The 20,353-nt window shown below is 63.5% G+C and carries 18 protein-coding genes and 1 other RNA gene; 1 reads left to right on the top strand and 18 read right to left on the bottom strand.

The annotated features are described in order from the left end of the window. Positions 1-48: 48 nt before the first annotated feature. A complete protein-coding gene (locus tag KUV41_RS15070; protein ID WP_222486648.1) occupies positions 49-396 on the bottom strand; it encodes a hypothetical protein in 348 nt (115 codons plus the stop codon). 95 nt (positions 397-491) lie between these two features. On the opposite strand from KUV41_RS15070, the gene KUV41_RS15065 reads away from it, so the two are divergent. Next, positions 492-959 (top strand): DUF721 domain-containing protein, encoded by a 468-nt coding sequence (locus KUV41_RS15065; RefSeq protein WP_206937330.1) that lies wholly within the window; start codon positions 492-494, stop codon positions 957-959. Between the two features lie 325 nt (positions 960-1,284). On the opposite strand, the gene lpxC is transcribed toward KUV41_RS15065, so the two are convergent. The 17 genes from lpxC to rsmI all read right to left on the bottom strand — a co-directional run bounded on the left by lpxC (position 1,285) and on the right by rsmI (position 20,352). Further along, a complete protein-coding gene (lpxC, locus tag KUV41_RS15060) occupies positions 1,285-2,196 on the bottom strand; it encodes a UDP-3-O-acyl-N-acetylglucosamine deacetylase (RefSeq protein ID WP_222163017.1) in 912 nt (303 codons plus the stop codon). A gap of 122 nt (positions 2,197-2,318) precedes the next feature. Beyond that, the gene (ftsZ, locus tag KUV41_RS15055) at positions 2,319-3,506 is read right to left on the bottom strand and encodes a cell division protein FtsZ (protein ID WP_206937325.1); all 1,188 of its coding nucleotides are present in this window, start codon (positions 3,504-3,506) and stop codon (positions 2,319-2,321) included. 34 nt (positions 3,507-3,540) lie between these two features. After that, positions 3,541-4,830 (bottom strand): cell division protein FtsA, encoded by a 1,290-nt coding sequence (gene ftsA / locus KUV41_RS15050; RefSeq protein ID WP_206937323.1) that lies wholly within the window; start codon positions 4,828-4,830, stop codon positions 3,541-3,543. Positions 4,831-5,061: 231 nt separating this feature from the next. Further along, positions 5,062-5,787, bottom strand: a complete 726-nt coding sequence (locus tag KUV41_RS15045) for a cell division protein FtsQ/DivIB (protein ID WP_222486647.1) — start codon at positions 5,785-5,787, stop codon at positions 5,062-5,064. Position 5,788: 1 nt separating this feature from the next. After that, entirely contained in the window at positions 5,789-6,715 is a 927-nt protein-coding gene (locus tag KUV41_RS15040) for a D-alanine--D-alanine ligase (protein ID WP_222486646.1), read from the bottom strand. Further along, positions 6,712-8,142, bottom strand: coding sequence for a UDP-N-acetylmuramate--L-alanine ligase (murC, locus tag KUV41_RS15035; RefSeq protein WP_222163230.1), 1,431 nt, complete (start codon positions 8,140-8,142; stop codon positions 6,712-6,714). The genes KUV41_RS15040 and murC overlap by 4 nt, the downstream gene beginning before the upstream one ends. 82 nt (positions 8,143-8,224) lie before the next feature. Next, positions 8,225-9,310 (bottom strand): undecaprenyldiphospho-muramoylpentapeptide beta-N-acetylglucosaminyltransferase, encoded by a 1,086-nt coding sequence (gene murG, locus KUV41_RS15030; RefSeq protein WP_224908763.1) that lies wholly within the window; start codon positions 9,308-9,310, stop codon positions 8,225-8,227. Next, entirely contained in the window at positions 9,307-10,551 is a 1,245-nt protein-coding gene (ftsW, locus tag KUV41_RS15025; protein WP_206937315.1) for a putative lipid II flippase FtsW, read from the bottom strand. The genes murG and ftsW overlap by 4 nt, the downstream gene beginning before the upstream one ends. After that, positions 10,548-11,963, bottom strand: coding sequence for a UDP-N-acetylmuramoyl-L-alanine--D-glutamate ligase (gene murD / locus KUV41_RS15020; RefSeq protein ID WP_222486645.1), 1,416 nt, complete (start codon positions 11,961-11,963; stop codon positions 10,548-10,550). Before murD ends, ftsW begins: the two co-directional genes overlap by 4 nt. A 7-nt stretch (positions 11,964-11,970) precedes the next feature. After that, positions 11,971-13,053, bottom strand: a complete 1,083-nt coding sequence (gene mraY / locus KUV41_RS15015; RefSeq protein ID WP_206937310.1) for a phospho-N-acetylmuramoyl-pentapeptide-transferase — start codon at positions 13,051-13,053, stop codon at positions 11,971-11,973. A 9-nt stretch (positions 13,054-13,062) separates the two neighbouring features. Beyond that, positions 13,063-14,433, bottom strand: coding sequence for a UDP-N-acetylmuramoyl-tripeptide--D-alanyl-D-alanine ligase (gene murF / locus KUV41_RS15010; RefSeq protein ID WP_222486644.1), 1,371 nt, complete (start codon positions 14,431-14,433; stop codon positions 13,063-13,065). A gap of 2 nt (positions 14,434-14,435) precedes the next feature. After that, a complete protein-coding gene (locus tag KUV41_RS15005) occupies positions 14,436-15,938 on the bottom strand; it encodes a UDP-N-acetylmuramoyl-L-alanyl-D-glutamate--2,6-diaminopimelate ligase (RefSeq protein WP_222486643.1) in 1,503 nt (500 codons plus the stop codon). A 23-nt stretch (positions 15,939-15,961) separates the two neighbouring features. Beyond that, positions 15,962-17,629 (bottom strand): peptidoglycan D,D-transpeptidase FtsI family protein, encoded by a 1,668-nt coding sequence (locus KUV41_RS15000; RefSeq protein ID WP_374107030.1) that lies wholly within the window; start codon positions 17,627-17,629, stop codon positions 15,962-15,964. A gap of 53 nt (positions 17,630-17,682) precedes the next feature. Further along, positions 17,683-18,006: a cell division protein FtsL gene (ftsL, locus tag KUV41_RS14995; RefSeq protein ID WP_206937299.1), complete on the bottom strand. Its 324-nt coding sequence runs from the start codon at positions 18,004-18,006 to the stop codon at positions 17,683-17,685. Positions 18,007-18,015: 9 nt separating this feature from the next. Further along, positions 18,016-18,972, bottom strand: a complete 957-nt coding sequence (gene rsmH, locus KUV41_RS14990) for a 16S rRNA (cytosine(1402)-N(4))-methyltransferase RsmH (protein ID WP_222163011.1) — start codon at positions 18,970-18,972, stop codon at positions 18,016-18,018. Positions 18,973-19,112: 140 nt separating this feature from the next. Beyond that, an RNA gene (rnpB, locus tag KUV41_RS14985) (RNase P RNA component class A) lies at positions 19,113-19,465 on the bottom strand. Positions 19,466-19,497: 32 nt separating this feature from the next. Continuing rightward, a complete protein-coding gene (gene rsmI / locus KUV41_RS14980; RefSeq protein WP_222238132.1) occupies positions 19,498-20,352 on the bottom strand; it encodes a 16S rRNA (cytidine(1402)-2'-O)-methyltransferase in 855 nt (284 codons plus the stop codon). Position 20,353 lies beyond the last annotated feature (1 nt).

Raw genomic sequence — 20,353 nt, 5'->3', positions numbered from 1 at the left:
GAGCTCTCCGCTCATCGGAAAACTCACGCAATAACGACGTCCTTGATGTCAGCCAACGACAGGGGGAGCCCTTGGCGCGCGTACATCCAGTGCAGCGACCGCAGGCAAATAAAAGGTATCCCGGCGCAGATCAGCGCGTACCGGGTGATAGGTGAGGGAGACTCGAGGGTGAGTGGCCAGCCGATGCCGACAGGCCTTGAGCATGGTATGCGCGCGTATGACCGCCGGGGCCATGATACATATCTGCACCAGCCGCTCGGTCGCTCTGGGCGACTCGGCCGCCGCCAGGCTGGCCGGTAACAGACACCCTACCAGCAAACCGGCCAGCCACCACCGCGCTACACGCCGGGCACTCGCCTCGCGGGGGCAGCTACGATGTGATTCCAGGGCTGTCATGCTGTCGGGCAACTCCGTCGCGTGCTAGTCTCGGTGCCACCCATTGGCAACGACACACTCTCCATTGATCCTGGGAAACCCCAAGACACAAGCTCATGAGTATAAAGGTTAAGCGGTTCCGCGCCCAGTCCATGACCGGCCTTCTTGGAGGCCGCGGGGAACTGGGCGGACTGATGCGCATGGCACGACTGATCGAGCGTGCCCAGGAGCACCTGCGTAGCGAGCTGACAGCCCCCCTGGCCGACCATCTGTTTGTCGGCGGCTTTCGTGACGGACGCCTGACCCTGATCACCGATGGCGCGGCCTGGCTCACACGACTGCGCTACGAACAGCCACGACTTCTGGAGAGCCTGCACCAGCTGCCGGAGTTTCAGGCGGTCACCGGCTTTCACTTCAAGGTCCGCCCGGTACGCCCTGCCAAGGTCGCCCCCCGACAGGTCAGGCGACTGCCGGCCGAGGCCGGAGATGAGCTGTCGAGCTGTGCGGCAGACATCGAAGACCCTCGTCTGAAGCGTGCCCTCGAACGGCTGGCCGCCCATGCAGAAGCCCGCTCCGACCGCTAGCAGCGTGTCGCCCACGGCCGCGCAACGAACTCATCGACCGGCCACCCCACCTACCACACTGCGCTAGCGACCAGCCGCGGCAAGCACGCTCGACGCGCACTCGCAACGTACGCTCGTGACGTCCACTCGGTTTGCGGCATTGCTCGCCCGCCCCCTTCAACATGGAACTCTCCCTTCGCCACGGAACTCTCAAACAGCAAAACGCCGCCCCTGGGGGCGGCGTCGATGCAGGTCACGAGTACGGGCACGGGCAACAACAGGCAATGGCAAGCGAGGTGAGACTGGCGATCTGCGGGACGCTCACATCACCCTGCCACCCGCGACATCACGCCATGGCGGGCGCTGCGTAGGAAATCGGAGCGGGCTCGGCCTCGCTCTCGAAGGTCACGATTTCCCAGGCCTCCGGCTGCTCGATCAGGGCACGGCACAGCTGATTGTTGAGCGCATGCCCGGACTTCACGCCGCGGAACTCGCCAATCAGGCTGTGTCCCAGCTGGTACAGGTCGCCGATGGCATCCAGCACCTTGTGCTTGACGAATTCATCGTCGTAACGCAGACCACCGTCGTTCACGATGCGGTAGTCATCCACCACGATGGCGTTGTCGAGGCTACCGCCAAGGGCTAAATTGTTGGACCGCAGATACTCGAGATCACGCATGAAGCCGAAGGTCCGCGCGCGGGACACTTCCTTGACGAACGAGGTGGTGGAAAAGTCCACCATGGCCGTCTGCTTCTGATCTTCGAACACAGGATGGTCGAAATCGATCGCGAAGGACACCTTGAACCCCTTGTGGGGCAGGAAGATCGCTTCCTTGTCGCCTTCGGTGACCTTGATCTCGCTCTTGATGCGGATGAACTTCTTGGCCGCATTCTGCTCCTGAATACCCGCAGACTGGATCAGGAACACGAAGGGTCCGGCGCTGCCGTCCATGATGGGCACTTCCGGCGCGCTGACATCCACGTAGGCATTGTCGATACCGAGACCCGCGAAGGCGGACATCAGGTGCTCCACCGTCGCAACTTTTTCACCATCCTGGGACAGGGCAGTACACAGGGTAGTGTCGGTGACGTTCATCGCCTGGGCCGGGATGCGAACTTCCGGCTCGAGGTCGGTGCGCACGAACACAATGCCCGTGTCCACCGGCGCAGGACGAAGGGTGAGATACACCTTCTTGCCGGAGTGCAGTCCCACGCCCGTCGCGCGGATGACGTTTTTCAGGGTGCGTTGTCTGATCATTGTGCAGTCGCCAGGCAGTCGTTGGTTATGAAACACCGTTCACTATAACACCGAACGGACGTTTCAACAAAAAAACCTTGCCTTCCGATGCCCGCACCCGGAAAACCCTACGCTCGTTTCGATCAATCCGCCTGCCGACGCAAGAACGCCGGGATATCCAAATAATCGTCGAGCTCTTGTGACTTGCGCTTCTCGGCCTGGGGTCGCGCGGACTCCTGCGGCTCAGGCTTGCTCGCTGCCGCGACGCCGGCGCCACCCTGGCTGCGATTGATCGCACCCTGCTGGGGGCGTTGACGCGCCTCAGGACGTCGAGTCTGCTGCTGGCTGGCAGGCTTCTGCTGACGCGACACCTGAGCATCCAGGCCCGCAGCCACCACGGTAACGCGCAACTCGTCGGTCATGTCCATGTCGATGGAGGTGCCCACGACGATGGTGGCGTCCTGGGAAGCGAACTCCTGGACAGTGGCACCGACGTCGTTGAACTCGCCAATGGAGAGATCTGGCCCTGCCGTGATGTTGACCAGAATGCCCCGGGCGCCGTGCAGGTCGATGTCTTCCAGCAGCGGGCTGCGAATGGCCTTCTCGGCGGCTTCGCGAGCGCGATTTTCACCGGTCGCTCCACCGGTTCCCATCATCGCCATGCCCATCTCTGACATCACCGTTCTGACGTCGGCAAAGTCGACGTTGATGATGCCCGGACTGGTGATCAGCTCGGCAATTCCCTGAACCGCCCCCAGCAGCACATCATTCGCGGCACTGAAGGCGGTCAGCAGAGTGGCGCTCTTGCCCAGAACGGACAGCAGCTTTTCGTTGGGGATGGTGATCAACGAGTCGACGTGCTCGGACAGCTCCTTCATCCCCTCTTCGGCTGCGCGCATGCGCTTGGGACCTTCGAAGGGGAACGGGCGCGTGACCACGGCAACGGTCAGGATGCCGAGTTCCTTGGCCACCTGGGCGACCACTGGCGCGCCACCGGTGCCGGTACCGCCACCCATGCCAGCCGTGATGAAAACCATATCGGCACCGCCAAGCAGCTCGGCGATGCGCTCACGGTCTTCCATGGCCGCCTGGCGGCCGACTTCCGGATTGGCACCGGCGCCGAGCCCCTTGGTGATCTCGCCACCAAGTTGCAGAACGGTCTTGGCTGACACCCGCTTGAGCGCCTGAGCATCAGTGTTGGCGCAGATGAACTCCACCCCTTCGATGCTGCTCTCGACCATGTGATTGACAGCATTGCCGCCGCCGCCACCGACACCGATGACTTTTATGACCGCGCTGCTTGAGGGCGCGCTATCTACGACTTCGAACATTTGCCCCGTCTCCTGAGCCGCTTGAGCGGCCCTTTCAGAAATTTCCTTTGAACCAGCCTTTTATCTTTTCCAGCGCCGGAATCCTTTCCTCTGGTCCACGCCGGGAGACGTCCTCGCGCCTCGGTTGCGCCGAGGTGGTGCCACCCTGCCCTTGGTGAGCACGACCCTGACGGGCTTCATGTAGAGCGTAATGTAACAAACCGACACCCGTCGAATAAATCGGATTTCGCACCACATCGGCGAGACCTCTCACATTCTGCGGACAGGCCACCCTGACCGGCATGTGAAATATCTCTTCGGCAAGCTCCACCACACCTTCCATGCGCGAGGTTCCGCCGGTCAACACGACGCCAGCAGCCACCAGATCCTCGAAGCCGCTGCGGCGCAGTTCGTCACGCACCAGGGTGAACAGCTCTTCGTAGCGAGGTTCTACCACCTCGGCCAGGGACTGGCGTGACAGGTCCCGTGCAGGACGGTCGCCAACGCTCGGCACTTTGATCATCTCGTCGCTGGAGGCCAGCTGAGTCAGAGCGCAGGCATACTTGACCTTGATCTCCTCGGCGTACTGCGCGGGTGTGCGCAGCGCCATGGCGATATCGTTGGTGACCTGGTCACCGGCAATCGGAATCACTGCAGTATGACGGATGGCGCCTTCGGTGAATACGGCAATATCGGTGGTACCGCCACCAATATCCACCATGCACACACCCAGCTCGCGTTCGTCTTCGGTCAGCACCGCATGACTGGACGCCAACTGCTCGAGAATAATGGCGTCCACATCCAGGCCACAGCGACGCACACACTTTTCGATATTCTGCACCGCATTGAGCGCCGCGGTGACCAGGTGAACACGGGCTTCCAGGCGCACACCGGACATGCCCAGCGGCTCGCGAATTCCGCCCTGGGTGTCGATGGCGAATTCCTGGGGCAATACATGCAGGACACGCTGCCCTTCTGAGATAGCCCTGGCCCTGGCGGAGTCGATGACGCGATCAATATCCGATGGCGCGACCTCCCGCTCCTTGATGGCCACGACCCCGTCGGAATTCATGGAACTGATGTGGCTTCCTGCAATGCCGACATACACGGAATGAATGTCGCAACCTGCCATCAATTCCGCTTCTTCCACCGCACGCTGAATAGACTGAACCGTGGACTCAATATTGATCACCACTCCCTTTTTCATACCTCGGGAAGGGTGAGAGCCGATACCGGCGATTTCGATGCCACCATCGTCGGTGGGCTGACCCACGATCGCTACGACCTTGGATGTTCCGATATCCAGCCCGACTACCATATTGGACACGTTGGATGGACCTGCCATGAGCCGGGAAATCTCCTTGAACGGATTCCGTAACCTTGGAACCTGCCGCTGTTATAAAAAAACCTGGGACGATTATAGAAACAAGTGCACTTGTTCGGCCAGCCCAGGACGTTCATTCATTCCACGATACGGGCTCATTTAAACAAAAGAAACCTCGAAAACCTGTCTTTGAACAGCAAGAGTGTCGCCACTTTTAATCGCCGTCGTTCTTTTGTCGATTAAAGGCGACGCTCAGCCATTGGACGATTCGCCCCCATCGACCGGCTCCGTCTCACCATGCCAGGCCACGGAGACCCCGTTGGGGTAACGCAGATCGATGTAGCGAATGTGCGACGCCACACTGCCCAACTCACCTCGCCAAGCGGCTTCGAGACGCCCGAGGCGTGCTTCGAGATCGCCACGCCCGAGCATGATCCAGACCCCACTGGCCAACTGGAAGCGCCATGCACCGCGTGGCTCGAGGCGCAGCTGCTGCACGTCGAGCCCCATCCGCTCCAAGCGCTGCTCCAGGGTGGCGAAGTAGGCCAGCACCTCTGCGCCCGCCCCCACCGGACCCGCCATATCCGGCAGACCGCCAGGGGGCGCTACCGGAGCGTAGGCGAAGGGCTCGCCCTCGGCATTCAACAGCTTGTCATCGTTCCAACGGGCCACCGGGCGCTGCTCTTCCAGTTCGAAGGTGAGCGCATTCGGCCACTCGCGACGAATGCGCACTTCCTTCAACCAGCCGACCTTGAGCGCTTCTTCCCGCAGGGCCTCCAGATCCACCGACAGCCAGGTCTTGCCCTGTACCAAGGGTGCCAATTGTCGCTTGAGATAAGAAGCGTCCACATGATGCAGCTCACCTCCAATGGACACTCTTTCGATGGGACGATCAAGCCATAGCCATAACGCCTGACCGCCCGCCCCCAGCAGGACGACGAGCAGAAAGATGCCAAGCGACGAGCCGCGTCGGGTCATGTCAGCCGCGCTCCCTGGCGGTATCGATGATCCCCAGTACCAACTGGTCGAAGTTCATCCCGGCGTGGGCTGCCGCCTGAGGCACCAGACTATGATCGGTCATGCCCGGCACCGTATTGACCTCAAGCAGCCAGAAACGCCCGTCGCCGTCCCGCATCACGTCGACACGCCCCCAGCCCTGGCAACCAATGGCTTCGAAAGCGGCGACGCACAGCTCGCCCAGCGCCGTCTCTTCGGCCTCGCTCAAGCCGCACGGGAGGTGGTAGATCGTCTCGTCGGACAGGTATTTGGCCTCATAGTCATAGAAGCCGCTGGGCACCTCGACGCGAATGGCCGGAAGCGCCTTGTCGCCAAGAACCGACAAGGTAAATTCGTCTCCGCTCACAAAATGCTCGGCCATCACTCGGGCGTCGAATCTGGCGGCCTCGTGATAGGCATTTTCGAGCTCCGAACGGCTCTTGACGATGCTGATGCCGATGGTCGATCCCTCATGCACTGGCTTGACGACCAGTGGCAGACCCAGCTTCGCGACGACCTCATCCCAGTCAGCTGAGGGAGTCAGCAGTACGCTCTCGGGGGTGGGCATCCCCAGCGCCTGCCACAGCGCCTTGGTGCGCATCTTGTCCATGCCCAGCGCCGACGCCAGCACGCCGCTACCGGTGTAGGGAATGCCTGCCAGTTCCAGCGCCCCTTGCAGACAGCCGTCCTCACCGCCCCGGCCGTGCAGAGCGATGAATACCAGGTCAGGGCTCAGCGCCTCAAGCCCGGCGACGCCGCCGTCGGCGAGGTCGTAGCCGGTCACGTTCAGACCCAGGCGCTGACAAGCGGCCAGCACCGCTGCACCACTCTTCAGGGAGACCTCACGCTCGGCGCTGTGGCCGCCATAGACAACCACAACATGGCCAAGGGATTGCGCGTGTTGGTTCACAGTGTCACCTCATCAAACTGCAGCAGAGCATCGGCCAGTCGCTGGGAAATACCCCCCACGTCGCCCGCGCCTTGAGTGATCAGAATGTCGCCAGGCTTGACCACCTTGGCCAGCAACGCCGGCAGCTCCGTCTTGTCCTGGGCAAAGATCGGGTCCACTTCTCCGCGCTGGCGGATCGATCCGGCCAGGCTGCGCCCGTCGGCACCGGGAAGCAGCGCTTCACCAGCGCTGTAGACGTCGAGCAGCACCAGGGTGTCGACGCTGGACAGCACGCGCACGAAGTCCTCGTAGAGATCCCGTGTACGGGAATAACGGTGTGGCTGGTACACCATGACCAGACGACGGCTGGGCCAGCCATCACGCACCGCCTTGATCACCATCTCCACTTCACGGGGATGGTGGCCATAGTCATCGACCAGCATAACGTCAGCTTCGGCTTCACCGTCGCCCTCACGCCGGGGTGCAGGGAAGTTGCCGTGAACCTGGAACCGACGCCCGACACCGGCAAACCCGGCCAACCCTCGGAGGATAGCGCCAGCTTCGACCCCGGCATCCGTCGCCACGGCAATCGCGGCCAGTGCATTCAGCGCGTTGTGACGGCCCGGCATGGCCAGCCTCACCTCGAGATCTTCAAGATCCCCCGGGCGCACCGCGGTAAAGCGGACTTCACCAGCACTCTGCTCGAAGTTCTCGATGCGGTAGTCAGCGTCAGCAGAGAAGCCATAGGTAACAAACTGGCGATTGATACGGTCCAGCAGGCCTCTCACGTTGTCATCATCGATGCACAACACTGCAAGGCCGTAGAACGGCAGGTTGTGCAGAAACTCGATAAAGGTGTGCTTCAGCCGCTCGAAATCCCCACCATAGGTGCTCATATGGTCGGCATCGATATTGGTCACGATGCTAACCATGGGCTGCAAGTGCAGGAAGGATGCGTCGGATTCGTCCGCCTCGGCCACCAGGTAGTCACCCTGGCCTAGCTGGGCGTTGGTGCCAGCACTGGTCAGCTTGCCGCCGATAACGAAGGTGGGATCCAGCCCACCTTCACCCAGCAGGGTAGCCGTCAAGCTCGTCGTGGTGGTCTTGCCGTGGGTGCCGGCGACCGCGATGCCGTGCCGAAAGCGCATCAGCTCAGCCAGCATTTCCGCCCGGCGCACTACCGGAACACGATGTTCGTGGGCCCATTTGAGCTCTGGGTTGTCCTCGGCCACTGCGGTGGACACGACGACCACGTCCGCGCCATCGGCGTGCTCCGCGGCATGTCCGATGAACACCCGCGCGCCGCAGCTTTCCAGACGAGCTACCACGGATGAGCGGCGCAGATCGCTGCCGCTGACGTGATAGCCCTGGTTAGCCAGCACCTCCGCGATACCGCACATGCCGGCGCCACCGATACCCACAAAGTGAATGCGACGAATCCGGCGCATGCCCAGGCCACGTGCGGGGGCCGGGCCTTGTCCGGCAAGAGGAGATGGGGTCACTTGGCCGGGTACCGGCCCTTGGGTCTGATTACTCAAAGCCTGTCTCCATACAGCCCGCTACCAGTCGATCCACGGCGTCCAGATGGGCCTCAGCCCGTGCCTTGCTCGCCATGCTCGCCAGTGTGTCGGGCTCAAGCAACGTCTCAAGGCGCTGTGCCAGAGACGTCGGGTTCATGTCTCGTTGCTGAATCAATGCCGCCGCGCCAGCGCTGACCAATGCCTGGGCGTTGGCCGTCTGGTGATCGTCCACCGCATGGGGAAATGGCACGAACAAGGCTGGCTTTGCCGCCGCAGCCAGCTCGGCCACGGTCAGGGCACCGGAACGGCAGACCACCAGGTCGGCCCAGTCATAGGCCGCCGCCATATCCGCGATAAAGTCACTGACCTGTGCCTCGACGCCGCTGGCGGCGTAGCCCTCGCGGGTCGCCTGGTCCTTGTCGCGCCCCGCCTGATGGCGGACCTCGGGACGCATCTCTTCCGGGAGCGAGGCCAGCGCCTCGGGCATCTGTTGATTGAGCGCCAAGGCACCCAGGGATCCGCCCACCACCAACAGGCGCAGTCGCCGGCCACGCATCTCGCTGGCCTGGCGCAGGGTGTCGCCCAGCGCGGCAATATCCTCACGCACGGGATTGCCGATCACCTCTGCCCTGCCGCCAAAGGCCTGGGGAAAGGCGGCATAGACGCGCCGCGCCAAGCGCGACAGCGCGCGGTTGGTCAAGCCGGCGACCGCGTTCTGTTCATGTATCACCAGTGGCTTGCCACACCACTTCGCCGCCAGCCCACCGGGGCCGCTGGCGAAGCCGCCCAGCCCGACCACCAGCTGGGGGTCGTATTCACGAATGACCTGGCGAGCCTGACACACTGCACGGGACAGCCGCACCGGCGCCAACAACCAGCCGGCAGCGCCGTTACCGCGCAAGCCGCTGACAGCGATCTGGTGAAGCGGGATGCCCGCCTCCGGAACCAGACGATTCTCTATGCCCCTGGGGCTACCCAGCCAGGCCACCTCAACGCCCTGAGCCTGAAGGCCCCGCGCCAGCGACAGTGCGGGAATAACATGTCCCCCGGTGCCGCCGGCCATGATCAATGCTCGCCTTCCCTGTTGCTCGCTCACGGCTTCACTCCTGCAGCCTGGGTTCGTCTCGGCGCCCTGCGCCCCGACTCGCGCTTGGCTGTCGGAGACTGCCGGCGCAATCGCTCGCGGGTCTCGACATCCACCCGCAGCAGCAGTGCCACCATGACACAGCTCACCACCAGGCTGGACCCGCCGTAGGACAGTAGCGGCAGGGTCAACCCCTTGGTCGGCAGCATGCCGGTACTGACCGCAATATTGATGAATGCCTGGGCGCCAATCACCAGCGCAATGCCATAACTGAGGTACGCAGCGAAGGGCATTCTGGCAAGCTCAGCCCGGCGACCCACCGCCATTGCCCGCCATACCAGCAGGGCGAACAGGCCAACCACGGCGATGGCCCCGATCATGCCGAGCTCTTCAGCCAGCACCGCAAACACGAAATCGGTGTGTGCTTCCGGCAGGTAGAACAGCTTCTGCACGCTGTTTCCCAGGCCCATGCCGATCAAATGGCCGCGCCCAAAGGCGATCAACGCCTGGGTCAGCTGATAACCACTGGCGAACTGGTCCGCCCAGGGATCGATAAAACTGGTCAGGCGTGCCATCCGGTAAGGTTCGGCCACCGCCAGGATGGCGCCGAGAGACCCCACCAGAATAAACAGCAGAATGAAACGCCCCCAAGGCGCCCCCGCCATCAACAGCATCCCCATGACACAGCTGGTCATGACCACGACACCGCCGTAATCCGGCTCGAGAATCAGCAGCACCGCGACCACGCCCACCACCACCAGAGGACGCAGGAACGCTCCCCACTGACGCCTCACCTGGGGCAAGAACCGCTCAAGATAACCGGCCATGTAGGTGATCAGGCAGAGCTTGGCTACCTCGGAAGCCTGCAAATTGAACGGCACTCCGGGAATCGACAGCCAGCGACGGCTGCCATTGACCTCACGCCCCACCAGCAGCACCAGCAGCAGAAGCACCAGCCCGACCAGCAGCAGCAGCGGGCCATTGGCCTTCCACCAGGCCAGCGGCACTCGCAGCGCCAGAGCGCCAACCGTCAGGCCACCCAGCACAAAGATGCCGTGTCGAATACTGAAGTACCAGGCATTGCCGGTCAGGCTGGTCGCTACTTCGGTAGACGCCGAGGTCACCATGATCCAACCCATCAACAGCAGCGACAGGGTGGCGACCAGCAACCAGCCATCAAAGCTGTGATCACGAGTCGACAGGTGCTCGCGCAGGACACCGAAACGATGCCGGGTTCGGGACAGGCGACTCATGTGCGGCCTCCATTGGCCAGAGCGTGAACCAGCGAGCGGAAGGCCTCGCCGCGAGCCAGATAGTTGGGGAACTGGTCGAGGCTGGCGCAGGCAGGCGACAGCAACACCACGTCTCCCGGCTCGGCGATGTGCCGGGCACGCTCAACCGCAGCGCATAGATCGTCAACCCGCGTCACCGGCACCCGCTCGGCCAACGCCTGTGCCAGCTGCGGCGCGTCTTGACCAAACAGCACGGCTTCCCGTGCGTAGTGCCCCAGCGGCTGCGCCAAGGGACTGAAGTCAGCCCCCTTGCCCACACCGCCGGCCAGCAGGATGAGCCGCCCCTTGAGGGTCGGCCCGAGACCGGCAATGGCGGCCAGCGTGGCGCCGACGTTGGTGCCCTTGGAGTCATTGATCCAGTCGACCTCCCCTACCGTTGCCAGCCACTCACTGCGGTGCGCAAGCCCGGTAAACCTCTCAAGCACGCTGGCCATGTCCTCCAGCGGAAATCCGAGCCGATACCCCATGGCCATGGCGGCCAAGGCGTTGGCCTGATGATGGCGTCCTACCTGACGCATGCGGGAAACCGGGAACAACGGGCGCGGGCCATGCATGAACCACGGCTCGCCCTGGTGCTCTGCCACGCCCCAGTCATCATGCTCGGGCGCGGGATCCATGACCCCAAAGCGCGACACCGCAGGCAGTGACGACTCCGGCCAGGTCTCAGGGTCTTCCGCATTGATGACCCCATGGGAGGCACCGCGGAAGATCCGCTGCTTGGCTCGACGATAGCCCGCCATATCACCATGGCGATCGAGGTGGTCCTCACTCAGGTTGAGAAAGGCAGCGGACTCGGCGCCAAGCCAAGGGGTGGTCTCGAGCTGAAAGCTGGACAGCTCCAGCACGTAGAGATCCGCCGACGGCTCCTGTATCAGCAGGTCGAGGGCCGGGGTACCGAGATTGCCTCCCACCGCGACCTTGCGACCGGCCTCACGCGCCATCTCGCCTACCAGGGTGGTCACCGTGGACTTGGCATTGGCGCCGGTGATGGCGGCGATCGGTGCCTGGCAGGCGCGGCAAAACAGTGCAATCTCGCCGATCAGCCGTGGCTCTCCCGTATCGTCCCGGCGATCCTCGGCAAGGGCTGCAAAGCACGGCTGATGGGGGTCGACACCTGGGCTGAGCACGACTTCCCGCGCGTGATCGAGGACGAGCCCCGCTAGTGGGCCTAGGCGGTACGGCACCTCGGGAAACTCACGCAGAAACGCATCGAGTCCAGGCGGGGCGTCGCGGGTATCCACCACCATGAACTCTCGGCCAAGGCGCTCCAGATGGCGACAGATAGCCACCCCCGATACCCCAAGACCCACCACCACCGTCATCGACGCCGGCACCACCAGGTGCTGCGGCAAGCGTGAGCGACTCGCGTTCATGTCAGCCTCAGCGAATCTTGAGGGTTGCAAGACCCAGCAGCACGAGCACCACGGTGATGATCCAGAACCTCACGATCACACGCGGCTCAGGCCATCCCTTCAATTCGAAGTGATGGTGCAGCGGAGCCATGCGGAAGATCCGCCGCCCGGTCAGCTTGTAGGAGCCCACCTGAAGAATGACCGACACGGTTTCCATGACGAACACGCCGCCCATGATGAACAGCACCACCTCCTGGCGCACAATCACCGCGACCACACCCAGCGCAGCCCCCAGGGCAAGTGCGCCCACGTCGCCCATGAAGACCTGGGCGGGATAGGTGTTGAACCAGAGAAAACCGAGGCCAGCGCCGGAGATGGTGGCGCAGAACACGGCCAGTTCACCGGCACCGGGAATCATCGGAATCTGCAGGTAGCTGGAAAACACCGCATTACCGCTGGCATAGGCAAACACCCCAAGCCCCATGGCCACCATGACCGTCGGCATGATCGCCAGGCCGTCCAGGCCATCGGTCAGGTTCACCGCGTTGGACGCACCGACGATCACCAGGTAGGTCAACAGGATATAGAACAGGCCCAGGGGCAGGACGAAGTCCTTGAACAGGGGCAGGATCAGGCTGGTTTCCACCGGCGATGCCGCCGTCACGTACAGAACCACCGCAGCCGCCAGACCAATCACCGACTGCCAGAAGTACTTCCAGCGAGCAGGCAGGCCCCGCGGGTTTTTCTCCACGACCTTGCGATAGTCGTCGACCCAACCGATGGCACCGAAGCCGAGGGTCACCAGCAGCACCACCCACACGTAGTGGTTGGTCAGGTCCCCCCACAACAGCGTGCTCACCGCCATGGCCATCAGGATCATCGCACCGCCCATGGTCGGTGTCCCCGCCTTGGACAGATGCGACTGAGGACCGTCATCGCGAACCGCCTGCCCGATCTGACGTTCGACCAACCGGCGGATCATCAGCGGCCCGAACCACAGGCACAGCACCAGCGCAGTGATGGTCGCCAGAATCATCCGCAGAGTGAGATAACCAAAGACGTTGAAGGCGCTTTGATAGTTCGCCAACACTTCAGCCAGGAAAAGCAACATGTATCAGGTTCACCTTGAAACATCTGGGCGCAAGGCTGCCACGACAGTCTCCATCCCCGCAGAGCGGGAGCCCTTCACCAACACGCTGGCGCCTTGGGGCAAATGTTGCTGCACGTGGCGGACCATCGCCGCCTGATCAGAAAAATGGCACCCACCTTCACCGAAGGCCTGGGCGGCAGGGTTGGCCGCCTCTCCCAGGGTGCCGAGAAATGTGATACCGCGTTCCCGCGCGTAGCGCCCGATGTCCGCATGCAGGTCATCGGACGCGGCTCCCAGTTCACCCATGGCGCCGAGCAGACACCAATGAGGGCCAGGCAGACCCAACAGCGCATCGATCGCCGCCTTGACTGCCCCTGGGTTGGCATTATAGGTGTCATCCAGCAGCCGACTGTCACGCAGCCCCTGCTCGACCGTCAGTCTCCCGGCCGTCGGGGTGACCAGCGCAAGACCGGCCACCACCTCTTCCCCGGAAAGCCCCATTGCCACGGCCGCTGCGGCGGCTGCCAGAGCGTTTGACACATTGTGCAGGCCCATCAGGGGGAGCTGCACCCGCCCCAGCACACTGCCATCGAAATTCAGCGTGAAAGCATAGCGCCCGAGCTCATCACAGACCAGTTCCGAGGCATTCATGCGTGCTTCTCGGGTCAAGCCGAAACCGATGACCTCGCGCGGCGCCGCCAAGGCTGACCACATCGAGAAGTAGCGATCATCGCGATTCAGCACGGCGATCCCGGAGGCGGCCAGCCCGGCCAGGATTTCCCCCTTGGCCTGAGCTATCCGTCCCATGCCACCAAACTCACCGACGTGGGCCCCCGTCACATTGGTAATCACCGCCACCTGGGGCTCGGTCAGTGCCGTTGTCCAGGCAATCTCGCCGAGATGGTTGGCCCCAAGCTCCACCACCGCCTGGCGGTGGTCGGGCGCCAACCGCAGCAGCGTCAGTGGAGCGCCGATATCGTTGTTCAGATTGCCCTGGGTCGCCAGGGTCGAGCCTGCGCGGCCGAGCAGCGTCGCCAGCATCTGCTTGACGGTCGTCTTACCGCTATTACCCGTCACCGCGACGATGGGACCCTTCCAGGCCCGACGATGGGCTCTGGCCAGCAGCCCCAGCGCCATCCGCGTATCCCCCACCACCAGCTGTGGCAGCGGATCGTCCACCGCGCGCTCGACCACCGCCGCGATCGCACCGGCCTGGCGTGCCTGGGACACAAAGTCATGAGCGTCGAAGCGCTCCCCTCGCAACGCCACGAACAGCGAGCCGGGAACCAGCTGACGCGTGTCGGTGACGATCGAAGCCATCTCGCTGTCTTCAACATCCGCCTCGGACAGGCCTAGCGCACGACAGACGCCTGACAGCGTGGTGAGCTCATCACGACGCATGCTTAGAGCCTCCTTGGGCGCTGGTCGAGGGCGGCTTGCGCCTCATCCAGGTCGGAAAAGTCATGGCGGACGCCAAGCACTTCCTGGTACGTCTCGTGCCCCTTGCCGGCCACCAGAATGACGTCATCGGGACCCGCTTCCGCCACCGTTCGGGCGATCGCAACGCCACGACCAGCAATATTCCAGGCGCTGGCGCGCTGTGCGGCGGTCAGCCCCTCCAGCATGGCCTCACGGATGGCAGCAGGATCCTCGCTGCGTGGGTTGTCATCGGTGATCACCACAGCTTGGGCGTGACGGGCAGCCACCTGTGCCATCAACGGGCGCTTACCGCTGTCACGGTCGCCACCGCAGCCTACCAGACACCATAGCTTGCCCCGCCCAGGCAGATGCGCCTTGAGCGCTGCCAGTGCGTTCTCCAGGGCATCTGGCGTATGGGCGTAGTCGATGACCACCACCGGTGCATGCTCGCGCAGAATGGCCTGCATTCGCCCGGGCACAGGGGTCAAGCGCTCGGCGGCAGCCACCAGCTCGTCGATGCCCGCGCCCAGCCCATAGAGGCTGGCCATCGCCAGCAGCACGTTGTCGAGATTGAAGCGCCCCAACAACGGCAGCTGCAGCACTCGCTCTTCGTCGGGGGTCGCGATCAGCGCGCGCTGGCCGCTGGCATGCGGCTCCACGTCCAGCACTCGCAGCGACACGTCAGACGCCTCACCGCAGGCCAGTACGCGGGTATCACGGGACACCCCGGCCAGCATCAATCGCGCCAGAGGATCGTCACCATTGACGACCGCCAGCCCGAGCTCAGGACGCTTGAACAGCTTTGCCTTGGCCGCCGCATAGGCCACCATGCTGCCGTGATAGTCCAGGTGGTCACGACTGAGATTGGTGAACACGGCAGCATGGAAGCGACATCCCGCCACGCGGTCCTGCTCGAGAGCGTGGCTGGACACTTCCATGGCCACCCGTTGCAGCCCCGAGGCCGCCAACTCACCCAGCTGGCGCTGCAGCGCCAAGGGCTGGGGGGTGGTGTGAATGCCCTGAGCAAGAGCGCCAGGACGCCCGTGACCCAAGGTGCCGATCACCCCGCAGTCGACACCGATGGCCGCTGACAGCTCGGCAATATAATGGGTCACTGAACTCTTGCCATTGGTCCCGGTCACCCCGATCAGCTCCAGGCTGTCGGGTACCTGGTAGACACTGCGAGCAAACTCGCCGAGCCTGTCAGCGAGCTCTGGCAACCACAGCACTCGACCATCGACCCTGGACTGGTCCTCCTTCGCCTCGGCGAGGACCATCAGTGCCCCCTGGGCCAGAGCCTGATCGACAAAGGCTCGACCGTCGCCCGCCACGCCAGGGATCGCGATAAAGACATCGCCTTCGGCGATCTCGCGACTGTCGGTGCTGAGCGTCACCGCCAGCGCCTCGTCCTGATCGTCCTGCGTCAGCGGAAGGTCTTGCCAACACTGCAGCAGCACGCCCTTGAGGCGTGCCAGAGAAAGGGTCATGCCAGGCTCCGTCGCGGTCTGCATCATGGGGTACCGGCCTCCTCATCGGGGCGATCTGGCGGTACGTCGAGAATTCGCAGGGCGCTGCCGGCCACCCGCGAGAATACCGGCGCGGCGATGGCACCACCGTAATAGGCGTCGCCCCGTGGGTGGTCAATCATGACCACGGTGATGATCCGCGGATCCGACACCGGCGTGATGCCGACAAACAGCGCGCGGTAGGCATTTTGTTCGTAACCGCCACTGCCGCTCTTGCGCACGGTACCGGTCTTGCCGGCCACGCTGTAACCGGGAACCAGGGCCCGGCGAGCGCCGGTACCCGGTGCCACGACTTCATCCATCATGGCCAGGACGCGGTCAGCCACGTCCGGCTGGACCACCTGCTCCCCCTGGGGCTCGCGACTGAGGCGCAGCAGAGAGGGCGGAAGACGTTCGCCGTGATTGGCAATGGAGGTATAGGCGCTGGCCAATTGCAGCGCCGTGACCGACAGACCGTAACCGTAGGACAAGGCCGCCCACTGACTGCTCGACCAGACCGCGGGAGCCGGCATGTTGCCCGTGGCCTCGCCGGGAAAGCCGGTGCCCGGCGCCTGCCCGAAGCCCAGTGCGCGGTAGCGGTCAGGCACCACCGGATCATCGAGCTGCAAGGTCAGCTTGGCCATGCCGATATTGGAGGACTTGCGCAGGATACCCGCCAGGGTCAAGGCACCGTTGTTGGATACGTCACGGATCGTGTAGCGATCGATGCGCATCCAGCCGGGGGAGGTATCGACTACCAAGTCGGGGGGAAACCGGCCGGTTTCCAGCAGCGCCGACATGGCCAAGGGCTTCATCACCGATCCCGGCTCGAACACGTCCACCATGGCCCTGTTGCGCAAGCCCTGAGGATCCAGGCCTGCGCGATTGTTAGGGTTGTACGAGGGTTGGTTGGCCATGGCCAACACTTCGCCGGTGCGTGCGTCCATCATCACTAGCACGCCGCCGTCGGCATCGTTTTCATCCACCGCAGCCTTCAGCTCGCGGTATGCCATGTATTGCAGGCGTTGGTCGATGGAGAGCGTGAGGTTGCCGCCCGGTTCGGCTTCCTGAAGAACCTCGAGATCCCGCACCAGGCGGCCACGACGATCCTTGAGCACGCGGCGCTTGCCGGGCTCTCCCGACAGGTAGGACTGATAGGCCAGCTCCAGCCCCTCCTGCCCCTGGTCGTCGACGTTGGTCACACCCAGCAGTTGGGCGATCACCTCTCCCGCCGGGTAGTAGCGCTTGTACTCTTCCCGGGCATGGACGCCAGGTACCCTCAGTTTCAACACTTCCTCGGCCTGGGCTGGGGTCATCCGACGCCGCAGATACATGAACTCTCGTTCGCTATACCGCTCGATGCGATCGTTGAGCGCATCCAGGTCCTGGCCCAGTGCCTGAGCCAGCCTCAGTCGCTGGATGTTGTCATCCGGCAGGTCCTGGGGATTGGCCCAGAGCGTAACAACCGGCGTGGATATCGCCAGCGGCTCCCCGTGGCGATCAGTGATCATGCCCCGGTGGGCGGGTATCGGGTCGGTGCGCAGGGTACGCGCGTCGCCCTGCACCTGCAGAAAGTTTCGATTGATCACATGCAGGTCGACGATGCGTCCGGCAAGTAGCCCCAGCCCGACCAGGATCAGCGTCATCATGACGATGTAACGCGCACGACCCATCGGCTCCATGGGCGGAGGTCGTCGCGGCGTCACACCCCGAGGGAGCTCCGCGGTCATGGCCCAATCACCTCGATGTCATGGATATCCGGCAAGCGCATCTCGAGCCGCTCTACCGCCAATCGCTCAATCCGCGAAGGAGTCGACCAAGCGCTCTCTTCCAGCAACAGCTGCCCCCATTCGGTCTGCAGCTGCTGCTGCTCTCGCTCGAGCTCCTGAAGGGTCGCATAGTGCTGGCGGGTTTGATGACTGACGCTGATGACGGCAAGCGCCGACATCAGGCACGCCAGCAGCAGCGCGGCCACCAGCAACAGCCTCGGTGACAGCGCTGTCGGAAGCGGCCAGCCAAAGGCGTTGAGATCCTGTCGTCCTTGAGCCATCTGCTTTCCTCAATAGCGCTTGCGCGCCACACGCATCACGGCACTGCGCGCACGCGGGTTGGCCTCGACCTCTTGCGGGCTCGCCTTCATGGCCTTGCCCACGGATTCCAGTCGACGAGCGATCTGATCATCCCGCAACGGTATACCTTTGGGCACATTGGTATCCCCTTTGACGTGATCGCGGATAAAGCGCTTCACCCTGCGGTCTTCCAGCGAATGAAAGCTGATCACCACCAGGTGGCCACCCGGCGCCAACGCCTCGAGTGCGGCGTCAAGGGCGAGTTCAAGCTGATCCAGCTCGCCATTGACGTGGATGCGCATGGCCTGGAACACCCGGGTGGCCGGATGCTTGCCTTTTTCCCAGGCCGGATGGGCCTGTTTGATCACCTCGGCCAGGTCAGCTGTGCGCGTGAAGGGACGCTGCTGACGGCGCTCGATCACCGCCCTGGCGAGGCGTCGCGCAAAACGCTCCTCACCATAGCGCTTGAACACCGAGCTCATCTCGGCTTCATCAACGCGCGCCAACCAGTCAGCAGCACTTTCGCCCTGGGTCGGATCCATGCGCATGTCCAGCGGACCATCGCGTAGAAAGCTGAAACCCCGCTCGGGATCATCCAGCTGAGGCGACGACACCCCGATATCCAGCAAAATGCCCGACAGACGACCATCCAGGCCGCGCGCCTGGGCCACTTCCCTGAGCCGCGCGAACTCGGTCTGCTCAATGCTGAAACGAGGGTCATCGATGGACGCCGCTTCGGCGATGGCCTGGGGATCACGGTCCAGCGCCAGCAGGCTGCCACTATCGTTCAATCGCGAAAGGATGGCGCGGGAGTGTCCGCCACGCCCAAACGTGCCGTCCAGGTAGGTACCACCGGCATCATGTACCAGGGCATCGACGGCACCGTCGAGCAAGACGCTTTCATGGGCGAAGCCGCGCACGGACGTTTCTGAGGAGGGTGACGGCATGCAGCTCTCGTTCGACGATGATATTCCAACGCGCGGCCAGCCAACGACGCCGTCAGCGGTGGAACTCTCTCGCCACTGGGCTCCTGGCCGCACAGATTCATGAGGCAATGCCCGGGCCGAAGGCCCGAGCACAGAACATCTGGGGGAGTCGGCCGATAAGCCGGGTTCTGTCGAGGACAGCCATTCCTCTAGGAGCAGTGTCACCACTGCCCTCAAGCAACCTACCCGAACCCAGCGCGGGCCACGCCAACGGGTTCCTATTTGGTCTTGCTCCGAGTGGGGTTTACCGTGCCACGCACTGTTGCCAGGCGCGCGGTGCGCTCTTACCGCACCCTTTCACCCTTGCCGGCCTCCCTGAGGAGACGTAGGCGGTCTACTCTCTGCTGCACTTTCCGTCGGCTCACGCCGCCCAGGGGTTACCTGGCACTCTGCCCTATGGAGCCCGGACTTTCCTCCCCCGCCTTGCGGCGGCGGCGACTGTCTGGCCAACTCCCGCGGCAAGCATACCAGTGCCCCGCCACCCCCTCAATCCCCGTCCTTCAGTGACTGGGCCTTGGCATACCATGTCTTCTTGGCTCCGCCCAGCACCCGCGCGGCGACACCCGCCGCCTGCTTCACACCGACACCTTCGTCGAGAAGCGCTCGCAGCAAGGCATCTTCCTCCACCGCCTGCCCTGCGGACGCCACCTCAGTCGCTCCGGCCACCATCACCACGAACTCGCCGCGGGCTTGATTGGGATCTTCCTCGATCACCGCAAGAAGCTCCGCCGCCGTGCCATCGAGGAAGGTTTCGAAGGTCTTGGTCAATTCACGCCCCAGCACTACCTGACGATCCCCCAGCAGCGCGGCCAGGTCCGCCAGCAGATCCTTGATGCGGTGTGGCGATTCATAGCACACCTGCGTACCTGTATCGCCGCGCCAGGTCTCGAGCCGGGCTCGCCGACCGCTGCCCTTGGCGGGCAGAAAACCATGAAAGGTAAAGGAGGACGTGGGCAGCCCCGCGGCGCTCAAGGCGGTAATCAGGGCACAGGGACCGGGAATCGGCACGATCGAGAAGCCCTGCTGGCGCAGCTCGCGCACCACCACGAACCCCGGATCACTGATCAGGGGAGTCCCCGCATCACTGATCAGCGCCACGTCATCACCCTCGAGCAGGCGGCGCTTCAGCAGCTCTACCCGGGACGCCTCATTATGGTCATGCACGGAGACCATCGCAGGCGCGACACCGAGGTGGCGCATCAAGCGCGCGCTATGCCGAGTATCCTCTGCAGCTACCAGGGCCACCCGCCCCAGCACCGCCGCTGCTCGCGGACTCAAATCTTCCAGATTCCCAATTGGCGTGGCGACCACGTACAATGAACCGGCTTTCACTTCTGACATC

The sequence above is a fragment of the Halomonas sp. DP8Y7-1 genome (assembly GCF_019801685.1).
In the GTDB taxonomy this organism is placed as follows: domain Bacteria; phylum Pseudomonadota; class Gammaproteobacteria; order Pseudomonadales; family Halomonadaceae; genus Halomonas; species Halomonas litopenaei_A.
The sequence above is the reverse complement of the archived record's forward strand: the minus strand, read 5'-3'. Positions and strand labels throughout refer to the sequence as shown.

What these genes read in the sequence shown, in the direction of transcription:
- murF (WP_222486644.1), bottom strand. Translation starts at nt 14,433, where the DNA reads ATGCGTCGTGATGAGCTCACCACGCTGTCAGGCGTCTGTCGTGCGCTA.
- KUV41_RS15045 (WP_222486647.1), bottom strand. Translation starts at nt 5,787, where the DNA reads ATGACCCGACGCGGCTCGTCGCTTGGCATCTTTCTGCTCGTCGTCCTG.
- murD (WP_222486645.1), bottom strand. Translation starts at nt 11,963, where the DNA reads ATGAACGCGAGTCGCTCACGCTTGCCGCAGCACCTGGTGGTGCCGGCG.
- KUV41_RS15065 (WP_206937330.1), top strand. Translation starts at nt 492, where the DNA reads ATGAGTATAAAGGTTAAGCGGTTCCGCGCCCAGTCCATGACCGGCCTT.
- KUV41_RS15005 (WP_222486643.1), bottom strand. Translation starts at nt 15,938, where the DNA reads ATGACCCTTTCTCTGGCACGCCTCAAGGGCGTGCTGCTGCAGTGTTGG.
- lpxC (WP_222163017.1), bottom strand. Translation starts at nt 2,196, where the DNA reads ATGATCAGACAACGCACCCTGAAAAACGTCATCCGCGCGACGGGCGTG.
- KUV41_RS15070 (WP_222486648.1), bottom strand. Translation starts at nt 396, where the DNA reads ATGACAGCCCTGGAATCACATCGTAGCTGCCCCCGCGAGGCGAGTGCC.
- murC (WP_222163230.1), bottom strand. Translation starts at nt 8,142, where the DNA reads ATGCGCCGGATTCGTCGCATTCACTTTGTGGGTATCGGTGGCGCCGGC.
- ftsZ (WP_206937325.1), bottom strand. Translation starts at nt 3,506, where the DNA reads ATGTTCGAAGTCGTAGATAGCGCGCCCTCAAGCAGCGCGGTCATAAAA.
- rsmI (WP_222238132.1), bottom strand. Translation starts at nt 20,352, where the DNA reads ATGTCAGAAGTGAAAGCCGGTTCATTGTACGTGGTCGCCACGCCAATT.
- mraY (WP_206937310.1), bottom strand. Translation starts at nt 13,053, where the DNA reads ATGTTGCTTTTCCTGGCTGAAGTGTTGGCGAACTATCAAAGCGCCTTC.
- ftsL (WP_206937299.1), bottom strand. Translation starts at nt 18,006, where the DNA reads ATGGCTCAAGGACGACAGGATCTCAACGCCTTTGGCTGGCCGCTTCCG.
- ftsA (WP_206937323.1), bottom strand. Translation starts at nt 4,830, where the DNA reads ATGGCAGGTCCATCCAACGTGTCCAATATGGTAGTCGGGCTGGATATC.
- ftsW (WP_206937315.1), bottom strand. Translation starts at nt 10,551, where the DNA reads ATGAGTCGCCTGTCCCGAACCCGGCATCGTTTCGGTGTCCTGCGCGAG.
- KUV41_RS15000 (WP_374107030.1), bottom strand. Translation starts at nt 17,629, where the DNA reads ATGGGTCGTGCGCGTTACATCGTCATGATGACGCTGATCCTGGTCGGG.
- rsmH (WP_222163011.1), bottom strand. Translation starts at nt 18,972, where the DNA reads ATGCCGTCACCCTCCTCAGAAACGTCCGTGCGCGGCTTCGCCCATGAA.